This is a genomic window from Cellulosimicrobium sp. JZ28 (genome assembly GCF_015327065.1).
In the GTDB taxonomy this organism is placed as follows: domain Bacteria; phylum Actinomycetota; class Actinomycetes; order Actinomycetales; family Cellulomonadaceae; genus Cellulosimicrobium; species Cellulosimicrobium funkei.
Map to the genome: position 1 here is coordinate 2,418,049 of NZ_CP017660.1, position 19,662 is coordinate 2,437,710.

The following is a 19,662-nucleotide window of genomic DNA, read 5'->3' on the forward strand; positions in this document are numbered from 1 at the left end:
GTGTCGGCGACACGATCACGGGCGGGCTCTGGGGTGGTGACGACGGGTCGTGGCGGGCCTGGCGGGAGCAGGGCGAGGGACGAGCCCTGCGGATGGTAGACCCGTCGTCACCACCCCAGAGCCCGCCCCCCGACCACGGACCCGAAGAATCAGACCGGCCGCGCCGCCTCGATCTCGACCTTGGGCAGCGTCTTCGCCGGCAGCGTCTTCGGGCGCCACGACGCGCGCGTCGCCTCGAACGCGGAGATCTCGTCCTCGTGCTGGAGCGTGAGGCCGATGTCGTCGAGGCCCTCCATGAGGCGCCAGCGCGTGTAGTCGTCGATCTGGAACGGCACGGTGACGTCGAGGGCCGACGCGGTGCGGGCGACGAGGTCGACCGTCACCTCGGTGCCCGGGTTGGTCTCGAGGATCTTCCAGAGCAGCTCGACGTCCTCCTGCGCGACGATGCCCGCGACGAGGCCCTGCTTGCCGGAGTTGCCGCGGAAGATGTCGGCGAAGCGCGACGCGAGGACGACGCGGAAGCCGTAGTCCTTGAGCGCCCAGACGGCGTGCTCGCGCGACGAGCCGGTGCCGAAGTCGGGCCCGGCGACGAGCACGGAGCCTGCACGGTAGGCGTCCTGGTTGAGGACGAACGTGGGGTCGCCGCGCCAGGCGGCGAACAGCGCGTCCTCGAACCCGGTGCGCGTCACGCGCTTGAGGTAGACGGCGGGGATGATCTGGTCGGTGTCGACGTTGCTGCGGCGCAGCGGGACGCCGACGCCGGTGTGGGTCGTGAACTTCTCCATGGCAGGAACCTCTTCGGGTCTTCGGGGCGACGAGTGGGGCAGCGCGGCGCGGGTGGCTCAGACCTGCACGAGGACGCGCGGGTCGAGCGGCGCGAGCGGCGTGCCGTCGAAGGACGTGATGTCGGTGCCCTCGGGCAGGTCGAGGTCGCTCAGCGAGGAGAGCGTCCCGCGCAGCGCGGTGGCGGCGGCGACGAGCGGCGACACGAGGTGCGTGCGCCCGCCCTTGCCCTGGCGGCCCTCGAAGTTGCGGTTCGACGTCGAGGCGGCGCGCTCGCCCGGCTGGAGCTGGTCGGGGTTCATGCCGAGGCACATCGAGCAGCCGGCGTTGCGCCACTCCGCGCCGAAGTCGAGGAAGATCTGGTCGAGGCCCTCGGCCTCGGCCTGGAGGCGCACGCGCGCGGACGCCGGGACGACGAGGACGCGGACGCCGTCGGCCTTCTTCTTGCCCTGCACGACCTTCGCGACCGAGCGCAGGTCCTCGATGCGACCGTTGGTGCACGACCCGATGAACACGGTGTCGACGGGGATCTCGCGCAGCGGCTGGCCGGGCGTGAGGCCCATGTACTCGATCGCGCGCTCGGCGGCGACGCGCTCGTTCTCGTCCGCGATCTGCTCGGGGACGGGCACGGTCGCGGAGATGGGCAGGCCCTGGCCGGGGTTGGTGCCCCAGGTGACGAACGGCTCGAGGTCGGACGCGCGGAGCGTGACCTCGGTGTCGAACACGGCGTCGTCGTCGGAGCGCAGCGTGCGCCAGTACTCGACGGCCGCGTCCCAGTCGGCCCCCTCGGGCGCGTGCGGGCGGCCCTTGAGGTACTCGAACGTGGTGTCGTCCGGGGCGATCATGCCGGCGCGCGCGCCCGCCTCGATCGACATGTTGCAGATCGTCATCCGCGCCTCCATGGAGAGCTTGCGGATGGCCTCGCCGCGGTACTCCAGGACGTAGCCCTGGCCGCCGCCGGTGCCGATCTTGGCGATGATCGCGAGGATGATGTCCTTGCTCGTGGCGCCGGGCGGCAGCTCGCCGTCGACGTTGATCGCCATGGTCTTGAACGGGGCGAGCGGGAGCGTCTGCGTGGCGAGCACGTGCTCGACCTCGGACGTGCCGATGCCGAACGCGAGCGCGCCGAACGCGCCGTGCGTCGAGGTGTGCGAGTCGCCGCACACGACCGTCAGGCCGGGCATGGTGAGCCCGAGCTGCGGCCCGACCTGGTGCACGATGCCCTGGTCGGCGTCGCCGAGCGAGTGGATGCGGACGCCGAACTCGCGCGCGTTGTTGCGCAGCGTGTCGATCTGCGTGCGGCTCGTGAGGTCCGCGATCGGCAGGTCGATGTCGAGCGTCGGGGTGTTGTGGTCCTCGGTCGCGATGGTGAGGTCGGGGCGGCGGACCGGGCGGCCCGCGAGGCGCAGCCCCTCGAACGCCTGGGGGCTGGTGACCTCGTGCACGAGGTGGAGGTCGATGTAGAGGAGGTCGGGCGACCCGTCGGTGCCTCGTCGCACCAGGTGCGCGTCCCAGACCTTCTCCGCCAGCGTGCCGGCCATGTAGCTCATCTCCTCGTCGTCTGTCACGGTCCTCCTGGGGGGTACGGAGAGCCGCCTGGGTCGATGGTCCGCCGTCCGGCATCCTGCCGGGGAAGACGTCCAGCGGGTGGAACATCCGTGCCGGACTTGCATCTCAGTGCGTGAGACGTCAATATCGACCTATGGACAATACTAGCGGAGTCGGAGTGCTGGACAAGGCGGCCTCCGTCCTGGGCGCCCTGGAGTCCGGACCTGCCACCCTCGCCCAGCTCGTCACGGCCACGGGCCTGGCCCGCCCGACGGCGCACCGCCTCGCCGTCGCCCTCGAGCACCACCGCATGGTCGCGCGCGACATGCAGGGCCGGTTCGTCCTCGGCCCCCGGCTCAACGAGCTCGCGACCGCGGCCGGCGAGGACCGCCTGCTCGCCGCTGCGAACCCCGTGCTGACGGCGCTGCGCGACCACACGGGCGAGAGCGCCCAGCTCTACCGCCGCCAGGGCGACCACCGCATCTGCGTCGCGGCCGCCGAGCGCCCCGTCGGCCTGCGCGACTCGATCCCCGTCGGCGCGACGCTCACCATGAACGCGGGCTCCGCCGCCCAGGTCCTCCTCGCGTGGGAGGAGCCGGACCGGCTGCACCGCGGGCTGCGCGAGGCCGTCTTCACCGCCACGATCCTCTCCGGCGTCCGACGCCGCGGGTGGGCCCAGTCCGTCTCCGAGCGCGAGCTCGGCGTCGCGTCGGTCTCCGCGCCCGTGCGCGGCCCGTCGGGCCGGGTCGTGGCCGCCGTCTCCATCTCGGGCCCGGTCGAGCGACTGAGCCGACAGCCCGGGCGGCTGCACTCCGGCTCGGTCGTCGCCGCCGCGAACCGCCTCACCGAGGTGCTGCGCCGCGCCGGCGAGTGAGGACGCCGACGCCGACGCCGGCCCGCACCGGGCCGGCGTCGGCGTGCCGCGGGCCGCAAACGGGACGCGCCCTGTCAAAATGTCCCCGGCTGCTGCCATGCTGTGCGTGCCCGACGCCCGGACAGCGCAGCGGTCGCGGGGGCGACCGCTGACCGTCCGATCCCGAGACACGAGGAGTTCCGATGCACCCGAAGCTGAAGGCCGCCCTGATCTGGGTCCTCGTGATCTTCGCCGTGTACGCGATCGTCACGAGCCCGGACCGCGCGGCCGACATCGTCGAGGGCATCTGGGACGTGATCGTCGGGGCGTTCCGCTCGATCGGCCAGTTCTTCAGCTCGCTCCTGGACTGACCGTGGCCCGCGGCGGACCTCGCAGCAGGATCCTGGACCGCTACGTGCTCAACGGCGAGCGGGTCGTGATCGCGACGCGCCACCACTGGGGGATGCTCGTCGAGCCCGTCGCGACGACGGTCGCGGGCGCGGTCGTGATCGCCTGGCTCGTCGTGCAGGCCGGCCCCGCGGTCGGCGACGGCGTGCTCGTGCTGTGGTGGCTGTGGCTGATCCTCGCCGCGCGCCTGGTGTGGAAGGTCTTCGAGTGGCGCAACGAGTGGTTCGTCGCCACGGACAAGCGCCTGCTCCTGCTCTACGGCCTCATCACGCACAAGGTGGCGATGATGCCGCTGACCAAGGTGACGGACATGAACTACGGGCGCTCGCTCGTCGGGCGCGTGCTGGGCTACGGCCAGTTCCTGCTCGAGTCCGCCGGGCAGGACCAGGCGCTGCGCCAGATCGACTGGGTCGCACGACCCGACCGGACCTACCGCCTGCTGTGCGACACGCTGTTCATCCCGGGCGTCCGCCCGGGGGGAGCGCCGGTCGGCCCGGGCGGGGCCGCTGCGACGACGGCGGGTGCGCTGCCCGCGACCGTGCCGCCGCCCGCGCCGCGCCCGCCGCAGCCTGCCGAGCCGCCTCCGGTCGAGCCCGCGCCCGCGTGGGACGGACGCAGCCCGGCCGCCACGACCCCGCCTCCCCCGGCACCGCTCCCGTCGGACCCGCGGGTCGTCGTCGTGCCCGGCCGGTCCGCCGGCGCGTCGAGCGGGCCCACCCAGCCGATCCCCGTGACCGGCGACGCTCACGCGGCGCGGGACGCCGCGCGTCCCGACGGCCGGCAGGCGGGGCCCGGCGAGGACGAGCAGGGCTGGACGGTCTCCGGCGAGCACCGCGCGACGTACGTGCCGGTCACGCCCCCACGGCCGTCGTCGACGCCCATCCCGAAGCCGTACGAGCCCGGCCCCGGGCGCGACGACGCTCCCTGACCCGACCGCACCACCCGCCCGACGGCACAGCCCCGAGGCTGACCCTCGCGGGGTCTCGCCCGCTACGCGACGTGCGTCACACCGGGCATCGGCCACGGCACGTCGTCGATCGACGCGCGGTCATCGGGCATCGGGCGTCGGGCATCAAGAAGAAACGACGAAGGCCCGGTCACCGTGATGGTGACCGGGCCTTCTTCTGTACCCCCAACGGGATTTGAACCCGTGTTACCGCCGTGAGAGGGCGACGTCCTAGGCCGCTAGACGATGGGGGCCTGTGGAGCTTCGTACCGTTTCCGGTCCGTTTCTCCGGTGAGAACTCTACCTCATGTTTCTCGCGGTCTTGACCGCGAGATCCAGAGCCGGAGCTCTTCGCTGGGGTACCAGGACTCGAACCTAGACTAAGTGAACCAGAATCACTCGTGCTGCCAATTACACCATACCCCAAGGGGGTAACCGATCCGCGTCGAGAGGCCGTGACGACGAGTCATAGACCCGTCCCCTGGCTCCCTCCCGTGGAGGTCCCACCGGCCGAGAACATTACCGGACATGCCGACGCGGACCAAATGCGCTCCGCGCGCCCGAGCGGCCGGGCGACGCGCGCGTCCTGCGGTCGACGGGCACGGCCGCCGTCTGGCACCGTCAGGGCATGAGCCCTGGACACTCCCCGGACCCTGGTGCGCCCGCGGATCGACGCGTCGCCGCGCCGAGCACAGCGGGCGTCGTCACGGGCGACGACGTCCGGGTGGCCGTCCGATGGCTCGCCGACCGCCTCGTGGACCAGCCCGTGTCGGCGTTCGACGCGCAGGCCGGGCCGGTCCGCTGGTCGTGCTGGACGACGACGGAGCACGTCGTGGACGACCTCCTCGCCTACGCGCTCCAGCTCGCGGCGCTCCCCGCGCTCGCGTACGTGCCGCTCGTGGGCCCCCGGGGCGAGGGCGAGATCGCGCACGTCGACCGCGCAGCCGGGACGGCGGGGCTCGTCGAGGCGCTCGTCGGCGGCGGGGAGCTGCTCGCGACGCTCGCCGAGACGCGACCGGCGGACGCGCGCGCCTTCCACCCGTACGGGGTCTCGGACGCCGACGGCTTCGCGGCGATGGGGGTCGTCGAGGTCCTCGTGCACGGCCACGACGTCCTGCTCGGGCTCACGCACGCACCCACCCCGTTCCCCCCGGGGGCTGGCGGCCCGGGCGCTGACGCGCCTGTTCCCCGACGTCGAGACGGGTCCGGACGAGGACCCCGACGCCGTGCTCCTCTGGGCGACCGGCCGGGGCGAGCTCCCGGGTCGGCCGCGGCGCACGCGCTGGCGCTGGGACGCGAGCGTGCGCGCGGACGCGCCGGGCTGAGCCGGCCCGTCAGCCCGACGCCGCGGCGGCAGCCGCCGCGATGCGGCGCGCGGCCGAGGAGAGCGCCGTGCCGTCCTTCCAGACCATCCGCAGCCGGCGGTCCAGCTCGAGCCCCGGCACCGCGACCCGAACGAGGGCGCCCCGCGCGACGTCGTCGGCGACGGCGAGGCTCGACAGCACGGCGACCGCCCCGCCGTGCTGCACGGCCGTCTTCAGCGCCGCGGTGGAGCCGAGGTAGGGCAGGTGGTCCGGCAGGCGCTCGCCGAGCGCCGCGAGGCCGCGCTCCAGCGTCTCGCGCGTGCCCGAGCCGCGCTCGCGCACGACGAGCCCCCCGGACAGCAGCTCGTCGACGCGCACGGCGCTGCGGCGCGCCCAGGGGTGCGCCGGACCGACGACGACGACGAGCCGGTCGTGCGCGACGGTGCGGCTGCGCAGCCCGCGCCGCAGCGTCGCGCTCTCGACGAACCCGAGCTCCACGCCGCCGTCGAGGACGAGGTCGGTCACCTCGCGCGAGTTGCGGACGACGAGCTCGACGTCGGGAGCCCCGCCGCCCGGCGCCCCCTCGAGCGCGAGCCGCGCGAGCCACCGCGGCGCCAGGTACTCCGCGACGGTGAGGCTCGCCGCGACCCGCACCCGGGCGGCCGGGGCGTCGCGCAGCGCCGCGACGGAGGTCTCGAAGCGGTCGGAGGCCTCGATCACCTCGCGCGCCCACGCCGCCGTCGCGCGGCCGGTCTCGGTGAGCCGGGACCCGCGCGTCGTGCGCTCGAGGAGGTCGAGGCCGAGACGGCGCTCGAGCGCGCGCAGGCCCGCCGACGCCGTGGGCTGGGCGACGCCGAGCGCGCGGGCCGCCGCGCTGATCGACCCGTGCGAGTCGGTCGCGACGAGCAGCTCGAGCGCGGAGAGGGACGTCCTGTCGCGGGCGGTCGGGGCCATAGGCCCACTCTATGCCTCGCGAGGGAAATCGCTCTTCTGCCGCCGCACCGGCCGCAGCACGCTGGAAGCATGAACCACCCTGCACCTCCCTCGACGCGCACGGAGGCCCTCGCGACCCGAGGCGCCCCGGTGGCCACGGCCGCTCCCCCGGCGCCCGCACCCGACCGGCGCCCCGACGCACCGCGCGGGCCGCGCGCGCTCGTCCCCGGGCTCGTCCTCGTCGGCGCGGCGACGCTCCTCGTGCTCGCGTGCGCGCGCCTGGTCCCGACGGTGTCTCCGCTGGTCGTCGCGCTCGTCCTGGGCGCGCTCGTCGCCCCGGTGCTCGGCCGGCTCGCGACGACCCGGAGGGGCGGGGCGACGGTCGCCGCGACGCGTCCCGGCGTCGCGTGGACGTCGCGCGTGGTGCTCCGGGTGGGCGTCGTGCTGCTCGGCTTCCAGCTCTCGCTCCCGGAGGTGCTGGGGCTGGGCTGGCGCGGGCTCGTCGTCGTCACGACGACGCTCGCCGTCACCTTCGCGGGGACGCTCGCGCTCGGCCGCGTGCTGCGCGTGCCGCGCGTGACGACGCTGCTCGTCGCGACCGGCTTCTCCGTGTGCGGGGCCGCCGCGATCTCCGCGATGCAGGGCGTCGTGGACCGGCCGGGTCGCACGCCCGACGAGGTGCGCGAGGACGACGACGGCGTCGCCACCGCGCTCGCGCTCGTCACCGTCTACGGCACCCTCGCGATCGTCGTGCTGCCCTGGCTCGCAGGGCTGCTCGGGCTCACCGACGACCGGGCCGGGCTCTGGATCGGCGCGAGCGTCCAGGAGGTCGCGCAGGTCGTCACCGCGGCCGGGACGATCTCCGCGCCGGCGCTCGCCACCGCGACGGTCGCGAAGCTCGCGCGCGTGGCCCTCCTCGCGCCGCTCGTCGCCGTCGCCGGGGTCGTCGTGGCCCGCGGGGCCCGACGCGCGGCGTCGGCGCTCGCGAGCACGAGCGCGCTCGGGGCGCCGGGCGCCGCGCCGTCGACCGGTGCGGACGACGGCGAGCCCCGCGGCGTGGGCGCGGGTGCCGAGGTCGAGAAGCGCCGCGTCGCCCCGGTGCCGTGGTTCGTCGTCGGGTTCGTGGCGGCGGTGGCGCTCCGCAGCCTCGAAGTCGTGCCCGCGCCGGTGCTCGCCGTCCTCGTCACGGCCTCGACGCTCGCGTTCGTCGCGGCGATGTTCGCCCTCGGGCTCGGCGTGGATGTGCCGACCCTCGTGCGCACCGGGCGGCGGTCGCTCGTGCTGGGCGCTCTCTCCGCGGTGCTCGTCACCGCGACGGCCCTCGTGGGCGTCCTGCTCCTCGCCTGACCGCCCCGCGAGGAAGCGGCCCGGTCCCCCGAGGGAGAGGTCCGGCAGGCCGGGGTAGAGGCCCGGTAGGCCGAGGTAGATCCCTGGTCATGACCAGGGATCTACCTCGCGGAACCAGGGCTCTACCTCACGGGGCGGGGGCTCTACCTCGCGGGCGGGGGCTGTGCCTCGCAGGGCCGGGGGTTACCTCGGCGCGGGTGTCTGCGCCGCCGCGACGCCGAGCGTCGCAGGGAGGCCGTCGAGGCCGTGGACGACGTGCACGCCCGACGCGCGGGCCGACGTCGGGTCCTCCGGGTGCGGGCCGCCGCGGCGGGTGCCGGGGCGGTCGAGCCACACACCGACGAGGCCCGCGGCGAGCGCGCCGCGCGCGTCGACGTCGAGCTCGTCGCCGACGTACGCGGTGCGGGCCGGGTCGGTGCCGAGACGACGGCACGCCTCGGCGAACACGCGGGGGTCGGGCTTGCCGAAGCCGAGCGTGTCCACCCCGACGAGCAGCGGCACGTCGGCCAGGCCCGCGGCCGCGAGCTTGCGGGTCTGGAGCTCGACGCGCGCGTTCGTCAGCGACCCGACGCGCACCCCGGCCCCCGTGAGCGCGTCGACGACGCCGCGGGAGTCGGCGAACGCCGACCACGACGCCTCGAACGTGCCCCAGAAGAGGTCCTTCCAGTCGACGTACGCCGCGTCGTCGAGCAGCTCGCCGCCGAACGCCGCCTGGAGCTCGTTGGCACGCGCCATCCGCTGGGCGTCGAAGTCGACCTCGCCGCGCGTGTACGCGCGGTAGTGTCCGTTGGGGTCGGCGCGCCACAGCGCGAGGACCTCGTCGTAGCGCTCCTCGGGCAGGTGCGGCAGCCACACGCGCGACGCGGCGGCGATGGCCTGCGCGAACGCGGCACGCGTGTCGACGAGCGTGTCGTCGACGTCGAACAGGACGCCCTCGAGCGGCGCGCCCGCCGAGGCCGCGGCGTCGGTCACAGCGCGTCCCGCAGGCGCACGAGGCGCTCCAGCGTCGAGCCCTTGCCGAGCAGCTCCATCGACTCGAACAGCGGCGGCGAGACGCGGCGGCCCGTGAGCGCGACGCGCAGCGGCGTGAACGCGAAGCGCGGCTTGACGCCCATGCCCTCGACGATCGCGTCGCGCAAGCGCTCCTCGATGGCGGCGGTGACGAACTCGTCGTCCTGCAGCACGTCGAGCGCGGCGATCGCCGCCGCGAGGATGTCCTTCGCGTCGTCGCGCAGGGCGCCGCGCGCGTCCTCCTCGACCGTGAGCGCGTCGTCGGCCGTGAAGAGGAAGCCCAGCATCCCGACCGACTCGCCCAGCAGCACCATGCGCTCCTGGACGAGCGGCGCGGCCGCCGTGAGGATCTCCTGGTTGCGGGGCGACAGGTCGGCGAACGAGTCCGCAGGGACGAGCCCGCCCGCGTGGAGGTACGGCACGAGGCGGTCGCGGAAGTCCTCCGGCGCGAGCATCCGCACGTGCGTCGCGTTGATCGCCTCGGCCTTCTTGAGGTCGAAGCGCGCCGGGTTCGGCAGCACGTCGTGCACGTCGAACGCCTCGACCATCTCGGTGACCGTGAAGATGTCGTGGTCCGGCGAGATCGACCAGCCGAGCAGCGCGAGGTAGTTGAGCAGGCCCTCGGGCGTGAACCCGCGCTCGCGGTGCAGGAACAGGTTCGACTCGGGGTCGCGCTTGGAGAGCTTCTTGTTGCCCTCCCCCATGACGTACGGGAGGTGGCCGAACTCCGGCATCACGTGCGCGACGCCGATCTCCAGCAGCGCCCGGTACAGCGCGATCTGGCGCGGCGTCGAGGACAGCAGGTCCTCGCCGCGCAGCACGTGCGTGATACCCATGAGCGCGTCGTCCACCGGGTTCACGAGCGTGTAGAGCGGCTGCCCGTTCGCGCGCACGAGCGCGTAGTCCGGGACCGAGCCCGCCTTGAACGTGATCTCCCCGCGCACGACGTCGGTGAACGTGATGTCCTCGTCCGGCATCCGCAGGCGCAGCACCGGCTCGCGGCCCTCGGCGCGGAAGGCGGCCTTCTGCTCGTCCGTGAGGGTGCGGTCGAAGTTGTCGTAGCCCTTCGTCTTGAGCCCCGCGGCGGCGTTGCGCGCGTCGGACTCCTCCGGGGTCGAGAACGACTCGTAGACGTACCCGCCCTCGACGAGCCGCGCGATGACGTCCTGGTAGATGTCCGCGCGCTGCGACTGCCGGTACGGCTCGTGCGGGCCGCCCACCTCGACGCCCTCGTCCCAGTCGAGCCCGAGCCAGCGCAGCGCGTCGAGGAGCTGCTGGTAGCTCTCCTCGCTGTCGCGCGCGGCGTCGGTGTCCTCGATGCGGAACACGAACGTGCCGCCCGTGTGCCGCGCGTACGCCCAGTTGAACAGCGCGGTGCGGATGAGCCCGACGTGCGGCGTCCCGGTCGGGGACGGGCAGAAGCGGACGCGGACGGGCGAGGAACCAGGTGCGGGGATCACGGTTCCCAGCCTAGTTGCCCGACGCCGTCCGCCGCCCGGGCGTCCGGCGCCGGGCCCGTCCTCGTCTCAGCCCGGGACGGTCCCCGCCGCGCCTCCCGCGCGCCCGGCCCGCCACGACCGCGTCGCCGCGACCGCCGCGCCGAGGGCGGCGCCCGCGAGCGCGCACCCCGGGACCAGGATGATCGCCAGCACGACGGCGTACGCCAGCACCTCGCCCGGGGGGACGTTCCCGGAAGCGACCGCGAGGACCGCGAGCACGACCACGACGACGCACGGGACGACGGCGCCCCAGCCCGCCCACCGCGCGACGACGCGGCCCGGACCGCGTCCCACGGTCAGCCGCGCCGGACGACCGGGTTGCTCAGGACGCCCAGCCCCTCGACCTCGCACTCGACGCGGTCGCCGACGTCGATCAGCCCGACGCCCGCCGGGGTGCCGGTGAGGATGACGTCGCCGGGCAGCAGGGTCATCGCCTCGGAGACGTAGGACACGAGGAACGGGATGTCGAAGATCATGTCGCTCGTGCGGCCGTCCTGCTTGACCTCGCCGTTGACGCGGCTGCGGACGCCGACGTCCTCGGGGTCGAGGTCGGTGTCGATCCACGGCCCGAGGGGGCACGCGGAGTCGAAGCCCTTGGCGCGCGCCCACTGGCCGTCGGTCCGCTGCGCGTCGCGCGCGGTGACGTCGTTCGCGACCGTGTACCCGAGCACGTACGCCGGCGCGGCCTCGGGCGACACGTCCTTCGCGAGGCGCCCGATGACGACCGCGAGCTCGGCCTCGTACGAGACCTCCTGCGAGAAGTCGGGCAGGACGATCGGGTCGTCCGGGCCGACGACCGACGTGTTCGGCTTGAGGAACAGCAGCGGGCTCGACGGGACGTCGTTGCCCATCTCCTTCGCGTGGTCCGCGTAGTTGCGGCCCACGGCGACCACCTTGGAGCGCGGGATCACCGGCGCGAGGAGCCGGACGCCGTCGCCCAGCTCGACGCGCTCGCCCGTCGGCGTGACGGGCATGTAGAGCGGGTCGCCCGTGAGGACCGCGAGGTACGTGCGGTCCCCCTCCTGCTGGACGAGGGCGTAGCGGGGGTCGTCTCCGGTGGTGAATCTCGCGATGCGCACGGGCCCAGGCTATCCGGCCGTGCCCGGTCGATCACGCGCGGGCGAGGACCTCGCCGTTGAGGACGGCGAACCAGCCCGCGGGCTCCTCGGCCCAGCGCAGCCAGTCCTGCGCGAGCTGCTCGAGCGCGACGTCGTCCGCGAGCGCCGACTCCTTCGCCTGGACGGCGAAGTTCGACGCGACGCAGCGCTCGGCCCACAGCCCGCCCCACCACGTGCGGTCGGCGGGGGTGGCGTAGCACCAGGTGCTCGCGCTGGGCTCGATCCCGTCGAGCGGGAACCCGGCGTCCTGCACCCAGGAGAAGAGGCGACGGCCGGCGTCGGCCTCGTACCCGTAGGCGTGGGTGACCTCGTGGTAGAGCGTGTTCCACTCGGTGAGCCCCGGCGACTCGGGGTACCAGGTCATGGCGGCGTAGTCGGCGTCGCGCACGGCGACGAGCCCGCCCGGCTTCGTGACGCGCCGCATCTCGCGCAGCGCGCCGACCGGGTCGGACAGGTGCTGCAGGAGCTGGTGCGCGTAGACGACGTCGAAGGTGCCGTCGGCGAACGGCAGCTCGTAGGCGTTCGCGTGCTGGAACGTGATGTTCGCGGTGCCGCGCTGGGCGGCGAGCTCGCGCGCGCTGTCGAGGACGGCCTCGGACGCGTCGACGCCGACGACCCGCCCGCCGCCGACGCGGTCGGCGAGGTCGACGGTGACCGTGGCCGGGCCGCAGCCGACGTCGAGGAGGCTCATGCCGGGGCGCAGGTGCGGCAGGAGGAAGCCGGCCGAGTTCTCGGCCGTGCGCCAGCGGTGCGAGCGCAGCACGGACTCGTGGTGGCCGTGGGTGTACGACTCGGACTCCTGCGCGGGGTCGCTGCCTGCCCCGGTGGGGGCGTCGGCGTGGTGCTCGGCGGCCTCGTCGGCGCCGTGGGGGGTGTGCGTCATACCCGCACCGTAGGCCGCGGGTGCGGCGTTCTCGACCCCGTTCTCACACTCTGGGCGCGCGGTCCCCGCGCGGCTCGTCCCCGGCGTGGCGACGGGGTGGGAGCGCGCCCGCGCACGGACAATCCCCCCATGACGGCCGCGACCGGCACGACCTCCGCCCCGGGCGACCGCGCTCGACCCTCCGCCGGCTTCACGCGGCGCCACGCCGCGCTCCTGCTCGGCGGGCCGGGCCGCGTCACGGGGCTCGACGTCGCGCGCGGGGTCGCGGTCCTCGGGATGTTCGCGGCGCACGTGGGCTTCACGACGGACGACTTCGGCGAGGTCTCCGGCTGGCTCTCGCTGTCGCACGGGCGCTCGTCGGTGCTCTTCGCGCTCGTGGCCGGGGTGTCGCTCGCCCTCGTCTCGGGCGGGCGCACCCCGCTCGACGGGCTGCCCGCGCTCCAGAACCGCACCCGCGTCCTCGTGCGCGCCGTGCTCCTGCTCGCCCTGGCCGGGCTGCTGGACCTGCTCGGCACACGCGTGCTGCTCATCCTCGGCTTCTACGCCGCCTACTTCGTGCTCGCGCTGCCGTTCCTGCGCTGGCGGCGCCGGGACCTCCTGGTCCTCGCGGGCGTGGTCGCCGTCGTCGGTCCGGTGCTCGCCCTGTGGCTCCCGGAGGTGCTCGCGCGCGCCGGGCTCCACCTGCCCGACGACGGGTCGGGCGCGCTCACCGACTTCCTCGTCTCGGGGCACTACCCGGCGGTGGTGTGGATGGCGTACGTGCTCGTCGGGATCGCGATCGGGCGGTCCGACCTCGGCGCGAGGACGACGCGCGTCGCGCTGGTCGGTGGCGGTCTGCTGGCGGCCGGGCTCGGGTACGGCGTCTCGGCGGTGCTCACGGGTCCGCTCGGCGGGGCGCAGGCCGTGGAGGACGCGGCCGCGGTGTGGTCGAGCGCGTACCGGCCGGAGCCGCTCGGGTGGGCGGACCCGTGGCCGACGAGCGCCTACCTCTGGCTCGCGGGCCCGCACACGGACACGCTCCCCGAGGTCGTGGGGTCGGGCGGGTTCGCCGTCGCGGTGCTCGGGCTGTGCCTGTTCGCGGGCCGGGTCGGTCGCTGGGTGCTCGCCCCCGTCGCCGCGGTCGGCGCCATGGCGCTCACGGTCTACTCGGCCCAGATCGTCGTCCTGTGGGCGTGGGGCGACGCGGCGTACGAGCAGACGACGAACGGGCCGCTCCTCGCGCTCGTGCTCGCGACGCTGGTGGTCGCGACCTTCTGGCGCTGGGCGTTCGGCCGCGGCCCGCTGGAACGGCTCGTCGCGTCCGTCGCGGCGCGCGCCTCCGCCGTCACGTCGTCGCGCGGGCCGACGTAGGGTCGGCCGCATGACCACCACGAGCGACGACACCGCCCCCCGCCCCGCCCTGCGCCGTCTCGGCCGGTCCGGCCTGGCGGTGTCCGCCGTCGGGCTGGGGTGCAACAACTTCGGGCGCCCCACGACGGCGACGGAGACCCTGGAAGGCACGCGCGCCGTCGTCGACGCCGCGCTCGACGCGGGCGTGACGTTCTTCGACACGGCCGACACGTACGGCGGCCGCCCGGGTCTGAGCGAGGAGCTGCTCGGCCAGGCGCTCGGGTCGCGGCGCGACGACGTCGTGGTGGCGACGAAGTTCGGCATGTCGATGCGCGGGGCCGCGGGGGCGGACTTCGACGCGCGCGGCTCGCGCCGCTACGTCGTGCGGGCGGTCGAGGACTCGCTGCGCCGCCTCGGCACCGACCGCATCGACCTCTACCAGTTCCACACCCCCGACCCGCGGACGCCGATCGACGAGACGCTCGCGGCGCTCGACGACCTCGTGCGCGCGGGCAAGGTCCTCTACGTGGGGCACTCGAACCGGGCGGGGTGGCAGATCGCGGAGGCGGAGCTCGTCGCGCGCGCGGCGGGCACCGTGCGGTTCGTGTCCGCCCAGAACCAGTACAACCTCGTCGACCGCGCGGCCGAGCTCGAGGTGCTGCCTGCCGCGGCGGCGTACGGGCTCGGCGTCCTGCCGTACTTCCCGCTCGCGAACGGCCTGCTCACCGGCAAGTACGCGCACGGCGCGCGGCCCGACGACGGCCGGCTCGTGCGCAGCAAGCCGCACCTGCTCGAGTCCGCGCCCTGGGAGGCGCTCGCGCGGCTCGGCGCGTTCTGCCAGGTGCGCGGCATCACCGAGGTGCAGGTCGCGTTCGGGTGGCTGCTCTCCCGACCCCAGGTGTCGAGCGTCATCGCGGGTGCGACGAAGCCCGAGCAGGTGCGGCAGAACGCCGCCGCGGGCGCGTGGCGGCCCACGGACGAGGACCTCGCCGAGCTCGACGAGATCTTCCCGCCGCTCGGGAAGGTCGCGCCCTTCTGACCCGCCCCACCGCGCTCCTGCCGGCCTGGCGGCCGGTCGTGTGGCCCGACCGCGACCGGCTGCCTACCGTGGGGGCATGGCCTCGTGGGAGGACGTCGGACGGGTCGTGGCGGTGCTGCCGGACACGGCGCTCAAGGACGCACGACGGTGGACGGTGCACGGCAAGCTCTTCGTGTGGGAGCGCCCCCTGCGCCCGCGCGACCTCGCCGAGCTGGGCGCCGCAGCCCCGGCGGAGCCGCCCGTCGCGCTGCGCGTCGCGGACGAGGGCGAGAAGACCGCGCTGATCCAGGACGACCCCGGCACGTTCTTCACGACGAGCCACTTCGACGGGTACCCGATCGTCCTCGCGCGGCTCGACCGGGTCCCTGTGCCAGAGCTCGAGGAGCTCGTGCAGGACGCGTGGCTCGCCCGCGCCCCGCACCGTCTCGCGCAGGAGTACCTGCGGCGCACGGAGTGACGCCTGCGCACGTCGGGAGAGGCGTCACCAGGAGAAGACGGCCACCGCGTAGTTCGCCCACGTCGGCTCCAGCGCCACCGTGACGTCCTCCGGGTCGTGGACGGCGTACACGAGGTCCCACTCGCCGCTCGACCCCCGCGCCACGAGGTCGGGACGCTCGAGCAGGACGTCCGGCGCGTAGTCGTACACCCGACGGGCCACGAGGCCGCCCGACACCGGCTGCACGTCGATGCTCCCGGGGTCGACGGCGCGGCCCGTGCCGTTCGTCAGGCGCACCCGGACGCGCACGGAGTCCGGCGGGTCGCCGTCCCGCACCGCCGCGTGCTCGCTCGGCGTGTACGCCTGCGGGGCCGAGACGGAGACGACGAGGCCGTCGGCGTACCGGACGGAGTCGCCGAACCAGACGCGGTCGGACACGGCCGTGATCTCCGGGCCGTCGTCGGACCCGCCGCCGAGCGGGTAGCCGCGCAGCGAGCTGCCGACGCCGTAGCCGGGACCGGACGCGGGCACGAGGTCGACGGCCACCCAGGTCGTGACGACGGCCGTCCCCGCGAGGAGCGCGACGAGCGCGCGCGTCGCCCCCGGCACGCCGCGCGTGCCCCGGCGCCAGGCGACGGCGCCGACCGTGAGCACGACGGCTCCGGCGACCGGGTAGAGCCAGCCCACGTGCGCCCAGCCCATGCGGGCCGTCATGGCCTCGGTGAGGAGGACGGCCCCGACGAGCAGGACGCCGAGGCACGCCGTCACGAGGACGCCCGTCCCCGGCCGCCGGGCCCGCGCGGGCTGCGCCGTCGGTGCGGGCTCGGGGTCGCCGGAGGCCGGGGGTTCCCCGCCGTCCGCGGGCGGCGAGGTCTCCGCAGGGTCCGGCCCCGACGACGCGGGCTCGCGCTCCCCCGCCGCGCCGGGCGCCGTGCCCCAGGCAGGTGCGGGCGCCGCGCCGTCAGGCGGGGTTCTGTCGTTCGTGCTCACCGGTCCGTCCCTCGGTGCTCAGCGCCGGTCAGTACGCGCTCACGCGCGTGACCTCGAAGGTCGCGGTCCTCATCGCCTCCAGGTTCTCGGAGTCGATGAAGTCGAAGGTCTCGACCGTCGTCGACTCGCCCGGCGCGAGCTCGTCGGTGTAGGCGAAGTCGGACTCGACGACCGTGCCGTCGGGCGCGACGGCGTCGATGTCGAGGTCGAACGTCAGCGGCTCGTCGGAGGTGTTGGTCAGCGTGACCGGCAGCGCGGACTCCACCCAGCCGAACTCGTCGGCGGTGCCCTCGAACGTGCCGATCTCGACCCCGAGGTCGTTCGCGAGGATCTCGTCCGTCGACTCGCCGAGCGCACGGTCGGAGTCCTCCTGGATCTCCGCCAGCGACTGCTCGTACTGCGACGAGGCCTCGTTCGCCGCGATGACGAAGAGCACCCACACGAGGATCGTCACGAGCACGGACACGACACCGAGCACGATCGCCGCGATGGAGAAGCCCTTGCCCGACCGGCCCCGCTTCGCCTGCGACAGCCCGACGAAGCCGAGCACCACGCCCGCGATGCCCATGACTGCGGCGAAGATGTTGACGAACGGGATCCAGCTGCCCAGGAAGCCGAGGATCGCGAGCACGAAGCCGACGATCGCCATCGTCGGGGTCGACGACGCGGGCGCGGTGTACGGGGCGTAGCCGTTCCCGAACGGGCTCCCGTAGGGCTGCTGCGCGGCGCCGTAGGGCTGCTGGGCGGGGTCGCCGTAGGGCTGGCCGTACGGCTGCTGCGCCCCCGCGGCGGGGTACGGCTGCGCGTGTCCCGGCGCAGGGTCACCAGCGGGCTGACCGTAGCCCGGCTGTCCGTACGCCGTCTGCGGGTCCGCGCCGTAGGGCGCGTAGCCCGGGTCGCCGTAGGGCGCCTGCTCCGGCGTGCCGCCGTACCCGTGCGCGCCGGACGCGGCGTCGGGCGAGCCGTACGGCTGGGTCTGCGGCTCCCCCTGCGGCGCCCACGCGTCCTGCCTCTGTCCGTGCTCCTGCCGCGCCGGGTCCGGGTCCTGGGGCCGGTAGGGGTCGAACTGGTAGGGGTCCTGCGGTGCCGTGGGCGGCTGCGACATGGTGCTCCTCTGCGGCCTCGCCGCGAGATCGGTCGTTCGGATCGGGGTGGACGGCCGACGCGCGGTCGGCCGGCCTGACGCGCCGGGTCTTCACAGCACGTTCACGACCATTCTTCCCGGTCGTGCCCACATCGGGAAAACCGCATGGCGGGTGAAAGTCCGCCGCGACGGCGCGCCCGCGGGCTCTCGTACCCTGGATACGTGCCTGTGACCGCCACCGCGACCCCCCGGACGACGCCCGTCGTCCGCCCCGTCGTGCTGCCTGCCGCGGAGTGGGCGGAGCGCGAGCGCGCCCACGCCGAGCGCGCGGACGCGCTCACGGCCGGGTGGCGGCACCGCAAGCCGCTCGGGCAGAAGCACGCGATCGAGGACTTCCTCTTCACCTACTACCCCACGCGCCCGGCCCAGCTCCGGCGCTGGCACCCGGGGCCGGGCGTCGTGCTGGCTCCCCCGCCCACGGCCGCGAGCGGTGCGGCACCGGGCGGCGACGACGCTCCCGACCCGTCCACCGACCGCGCCGGCTGGCGCTGGTACCGCCGCACGACCGACGGCCTGACGCTCGACACCGACGCGTTCCTCGCCGACCGTGGCGACACCGTGCGGTACCTGCGCGGTCTGCTCACGGCGACGGCGTCTCGCCCGGGGCGGTTCGGCTGCTTCGGGCTCCACGAGTGGGCCATGGTCTACCGCGACAAGGCGGCCGGGCGCGACCACCGCCACCCGCTCCCCCTGCGGCTCGGGCACGACGGGACGGACCGGGTCGTGGAGGACCACCCCGTGCAGTGCTCCCACTTCGACGCGTTCCGCTTCTTCACTCCCGAGGCCGGGCCGCTCAACCGCCTGCGGCCCACGCGCGAGACGCAGCCCGCCCTGGAGCAGCCCGGGTGCCTGCACGCGACGATGGACCTCTACAAGTGGGCGCTCAAGCTCACGCCGGCCGTCCCCGGCGACGCCGTCCTCGACGCGTTCGAGCTCGCGCGCGACGTCCGCGTCGTCGACATGCAGGCGTCGCCCTACGACGTGTCGTCGTACGGGCTGGAGCCCGTCGCGATCGAGACGCCCGAGGGCAAGGCCGAGTACGTGCGGCACCAGCGCGCCTTCGCCGCCCGCGGGGCGGCGCTGCGCGAGCGGCTCGTCGCCGTGTGCGACGCGCTGCTCCCGCCGGACGACGACGCGGCCGCCCGCCCTGCCCGCTGACGCACCGACGACCGGCGCACCGGGCCGGCGACGTCGCGCGGGGAATGGCGGTGACCGGCGGACGGACCGCGTGCGAGGATCGCCCGCGTGAGCCGCGCCGAGACCATCGCCGAGATCCCGACCGGACCCGTGGCCGTCCCCGCCGTCGTCCGCGCGCTCGCGGGGGACGACGGCGTCACCCCAGTCTGGCGCAACACCGTCGGCGGGCTGACGTTCCGGCTCGACCCCCGCGGCGGCGAGGCCGGGCGACCGGTCCGGTACGCGAAGTGGGTCCCGGCGGGCGTCCCGGAGATCGACCTGGCCGCGGAGGCCGAGCGGCTCGCGTGGGTCGGCGACCGGACCCCGGTGCCGCGCGTGCTCGACCAGGGCGCGGACGACGACGGCTCGTGGCTCGTGACGCAAGCCGTCGCGGGGCGGTCGGCGGTCGAGGCGCGCTGGGCGGGCGACCCGGCGGTCGCGGCGGCCGCGATCGGCCGCGGGCTGCGCGCGCTCCACGACGCGCTCCCGGTCGCGTCGTGCCCCTTCACGTGGTCCGTCGTGCAGCGCGTGGCGCAGGCCGACGACCGCCTCGCGCGCGGGCACGGGCCCGACGAGTGGTTCCCCGAGCACCGCGGTCTGGCCGTCGCCGAGGCGCGCGCCCGGCTCGACGACGCTCCCCCGGTCGACCGCCTCGTCGTGTGCCACGGGGACGCGTGCGTGCCGAACACGCTCCTGCACGACGACGGCACGTTCGCCGCGCACGTCGACCTCGGATCGCTCGGGGTCGCGGACCGCTGGGCGGACCTCGCCGTCGCGGCGTGGAGCACGGAGTGGAACTACGGCCCCGGGTACGACGGCCACGTCTACGCGGGCTACGGCGTCGACCCCGACCCGGAGCGCATCGCGTACTACCGGCTGCTCTGGGACCTGTCGTGACGGCGGGGTGCGGCGCAC

General features: G+C 74.9%; 20 protein-coding genes and 2 tRNA genes. 9 read left to right on the forward strand and 13 right to left on the reverse strand.

Annotated elements, in window-relative coordinates; translation table 11 throughout:
- Positions 1–149: 149 nt before the first annotated feature.
- Together leuD and leuC are read right to left on the reverse strand one after the other, a co-directional pair.
- Positions 150–785, reverse strand: coding sequence for a 3-isopropylmalate dehydratase small subunit (leuD, locus tag BJP59_RS11085; protein WP_076405679.1), 636 nt, complete (start codon positions 783–785; stop codon positions 150–152).
- Between the two features lie 57 nt (positions 786–842).
- Positions 843–2,324, reverse strand: coding sequence for a 3-isopropylmalate dehydratase large subunit (leuC, locus tag BJP59_RS11090; RefSeq protein WP_074809932.1), 1,482 nt, complete (start codon positions 2,322–2,324; stop codon positions 843–845).
- Between the two features lie 161 nt (positions 2,325–2,485).
- Between leuC and BJP59_RS11095 the strand changes: the two genes are divergently transcribed.
- The 3 genes from BJP59_RS11095 to BJP59_RS19800 all read left to right on the forward strand — a co-directional run bounded on the left by BJP59_RS11095 (position 2,486) and on the right by BJP59_RS19800 (position 4,520).
- Positions 2,486–3,205 (forward strand): IclR family transcriptional regulator, encoded by a 720-nt coding sequence (locus BJP59_RS11095; RefSeq protein WP_034654517.1) that lies wholly within the window; start codon positions 2,486–2,488, stop codon positions 3,203–3,205.
- A gap of 182 nt (positions 3,206–3,387) precedes the next feature.
- Positions 3,388–3,555, forward strand: a complete 168-nt coding sequence (locus tag BJP59_RS11100) for a hypothetical protein (protein WP_163187158.1) — start codon at positions 3,388–3,390, stop codon at positions 3,553–3,555.
- Between the two features lie 2 nt (positions 3,556–3,557).
- Complete coding sequence (locus BJP59_RS19800) at positions 3,558–4,520, forward strand: PH domain-containing protein (protein WP_228485012.1); 963 nt, start codon at positions 3,558–3,560, stop codon at positions 4,518–4,520.
- Between the two features lie 199 nt (positions 4,521–4,719).
- On the opposite strand, the gene BJP59_RS11110 is transcribed toward BJP59_RS19800, so the two are convergent.
- From BJP59_RS11110 to BJP59_RS11125, 4 genes are all read right to left on the reverse strand, one after another.
- A tRNA-Glu gene (locus BJP59_RS11110) sits at positions 4,720–4,792 on the reverse strand.
- A 100-nt stretch (positions 4,793–4,892) separates the two neighbouring features.
- A tRNA-Gln gene (locus tag BJP59_RS11115) sits at positions 4,893–4,964 on the reverse strand.
- Positions 4,965–5,004: 40 nt separating this feature from the next.
- The gene (locus BJP59_RS19805) at positions 5,005–5,670 is read right to left on the reverse strand and encodes a hypothetical protein (protein WP_228485013.1); all 666 of its coding nucleotides are present in this window, start codon (positions 5,668–5,670) and stop codon (positions 5,005–5,007) included.
- A gap of 202 nt (positions 5,671–5,872) precedes the next feature.
- A complete protein-coding gene (locus BJP59_RS11125; protein ID WP_086151189.1) occupies positions 5,873–6,796 on the reverse strand; it encodes a LysR family transcriptional regulator in 924 nt (307 codons plus the stop codon).
- Positions 6,797–6,865: 69 nt separating this feature from the next.
- On the opposite strand from BJP59_RS11125, the gene BJP59_RS11130 reads away from it, so the two are divergent.
- On the forward strand, positions 6,866–8,122 hold the full coding sequence (locus tag BJP59_RS11130) for a YeiH family protein (protein ID WP_194520950.1): 1,257 nt from the start codon (positions 6,866–6,868) through the stop codon (positions 8,120–8,122).
- Positions 8,123–8,305: 183 nt separating this feature from the next.
- Here BJP59_RS11130 and BJP59_RS11135 read toward each other — a convergent pair whose 3' ends face one another.
- From BJP59_RS11135 to BJP59_RS11155, 5 genes are all read right to left on the reverse strand, one after another.
- A complete protein-coding gene (locus BJP59_RS11135) occupies positions 8,306–9,094 on the reverse strand; it encodes an HAD family hydrolase (protein WP_194520951.1) in 789 nt (262 codons plus the stop codon).
- On the reverse strand, positions 9,091–10,593 hold the full coding sequence (gltX, locus tag BJP59_RS11140; RefSeq protein ID WP_021482938.1) for a glutamate--tRNA ligase: 1,503 nt from the start codon (positions 10,591–10,593) through the stop codon (positions 9,091–9,093). The genes BJP59_RS11135 and gltX overlap by 4 nt, the downstream gene beginning before the upstream one ends.
- 66 nt (positions 10,594–10,659) lie before the next feature.
- Positions 10,660–10,926, reverse strand: a complete 267-nt coding sequence (locus BJP59_RS11145) for a hypothetical protein (protein WP_194520952.1) — start codon at positions 10,924–10,926, stop codon at positions 10,660–10,662.
- Between the two features lie 2 nt (positions 10,927–10,928).
- Positions 10,929–11,711, reverse strand: a complete 783-nt coding sequence (locus tag BJP59_RS11150; RefSeq protein WP_021483062.1) for a fumarylacetoacetate hydrolase family protein — start codon at positions 11,709–11,711, stop codon at positions 10,929–10,931.
- Between the two features lie 31 nt (positions 11,712–11,742).
- Complete coding sequence (locus tag BJP59_RS11155; RefSeq protein ID WP_194520953.1) at positions 11,743–12,633, reverse strand: methyltransferase domain-containing protein; 891 nt, start codon at positions 12,631–12,633, stop codon at positions 11,743–11,745.
- 129 nt (positions 12,634–12,762) lie between these two features.
- On the opposite strand from BJP59_RS11155, the gene BJP59_RS11160 reads away from it, so the two are divergent.
- The 3 genes from BJP59_RS11160 (at position 12,763) to BJP59_RS11170 (ending at position 15,458) form a co-directional block, all read left to right on the forward strand.
- Positions 12,763–13,983 (forward strand): heparan-alpha-glucosaminide N-acetyltransferase domain-containing protein, encoded by a 1,221-nt coding sequence (locus BJP59_RS11160; RefSeq protein ID WP_194520954.1) that lies wholly within the window; start codon positions 12,763–12,765, stop codon positions 13,981–13,983.
- A gap of 10 nt (positions 13,984–13,993) precedes the next feature.
- A complete protein-coding gene (locus BJP59_RS11165) occupies positions 13,994–15,001 on the forward strand; it encodes an aldo/keto reductase (RefSeq protein WP_194520955.1) in 1,008 nt (335 codons plus the stop codon).
- Positions 15,002–15,077: 76 nt separating this feature from the next.
- Positions 15,078–15,458: an MmcQ/YjbR family DNA-binding protein gene (locus BJP59_RS11170; RefSeq protein ID WP_194520956.1), complete on the forward strand. Its 381-nt coding sequence runs from the start codon at positions 15,078–15,080 to the stop codon at positions 15,456–15,458.
- 24 nt (positions 15,459–15,482) lie between these two features.
- On the opposite strand, the gene BJP59_RS11175 is transcribed toward BJP59_RS11170, so the two are convergent.
- Positions 15,483–16,427, reverse strand: a complete 945-nt coding sequence (locus BJP59_RS11175; RefSeq protein WP_194520957.1) for a hypothetical protein — start codon at positions 16,425–16,427, stop codon at positions 15,483–15,485.
- A 28-nt stretch (positions 16,428–16,455) separates the two neighbouring features.
- A complete protein-coding gene (locus tag BJP59_RS11180) occupies positions 16,456–17,532 on the reverse strand; it encodes a DUF4190 domain-containing protein (protein ID WP_194520958.1) in 1,077 nt (358 codons plus the stop codon).
- Positions 17,533–17,733: 201 nt separating this feature from the next.
- Between BJP59_RS11180 and BJP59_RS11185 the strand changes: the two genes are divergently transcribed.
- Complete coding sequence (locus BJP59_RS11185) at positions 17,734–18,729, forward strand: 3-methyladenine DNA glycosylase (RefSeq protein ID WP_442861505.1); 996 nt, start codon at positions 17,734–17,736, stop codon at positions 18,727–18,729.
- Positions 18,730–18,816: 87 nt separating this feature from the next.
- Positions 18,817–19,644, forward strand: a complete 828-nt coding sequence (locus BJP59_RS11190; protein ID WP_194520959.1) for an aminoglycoside 3'-phosphotransferase — start codon at positions 18,817–18,819, stop codon at positions 19,642–19,644.
- Positions 19,645–19,662 lie beyond the last annotated feature (18 nt).

Excerpts from the sequence above, each read along its gene's own strand:
- leuC (WP_074809932.1), bottom strand. The coding sequence starts at position 2,324 with ATGGCCGGCACGCTGGCGGAGAAGGTCTGGGACGCGCACCTGGTGCGA.
- BJP59_RS11165 (WP_194520955.1), top strand. The coding sequence starts at position 13,994 with ATGACCACCACGAGCGACGACACCGCCCCCCGCCCCGCCCTGCGCCGT.
- BJP59_RS11180 (WP_194520958.1), bottom strand. The coding sequence starts at position 17,532 with ATGTCGCAGCCGCCCACGGCACCGCAGGACCCCTACCAGTTCGACCCC.
- BJP59_RS11170 (WP_194520956.1), top strand. The coding sequence starts at position 15,078 with ATGGCCTCGTGGGAGGACGTCGGACGGGTCGTGGCGGTGCTGCCGGAC.
- leuD (WP_076405679.1), bottom strand. The coding sequence starts at position 785 with ATGGAGAAGTTCACGACCCACACCGGCGTCGGCGTCCCGCTGCGCCGC.
- BJP59_RS11155 (WP_194520953.1), bottom strand. The coding sequence starts at position 12,633 with ATGACGCACACCCCCCACGGCGCCGACGAGGCCGCCGAGCACCACGCC.
- BJP59_RS11160 (WP_194520954.1), top strand. The coding sequence starts at position 12,763 with ATGACGGCCGCGACCGGCACGACCTCCGCCCCGGGCGACCGCGCTCGA.
- BJP59_RS11100 (WP_163187158.1), top strand. The coding sequence starts at position 3,388 with ATGCACCCGAAGCTGAAGGCCGCCCTGATCTGGGTCCTCGTGATCTTC.
- BJP59_RS11125 (WP_086151189.1), bottom strand. The coding sequence starts at position 6,796 with ATGGCCCCGACCGCCCGCGACAGGACGTCCCTCTCCGCGCTCGAGCTG.
- BJP59_RS11130 (WP_194520950.1), top strand. The coding sequence starts at position 6,866 with ATGAACCACCCTGCACCTCCCTCGACGCGCACGGAGGCCCTCGCGACC.
- BJP59_RS11095 (WP_034654517.1), top strand. The coding sequence starts at position 2,486 with ATGGACAATACTAGCGGAGTCGGAGTGCTGGACAAGGCGGCCTCCGTC.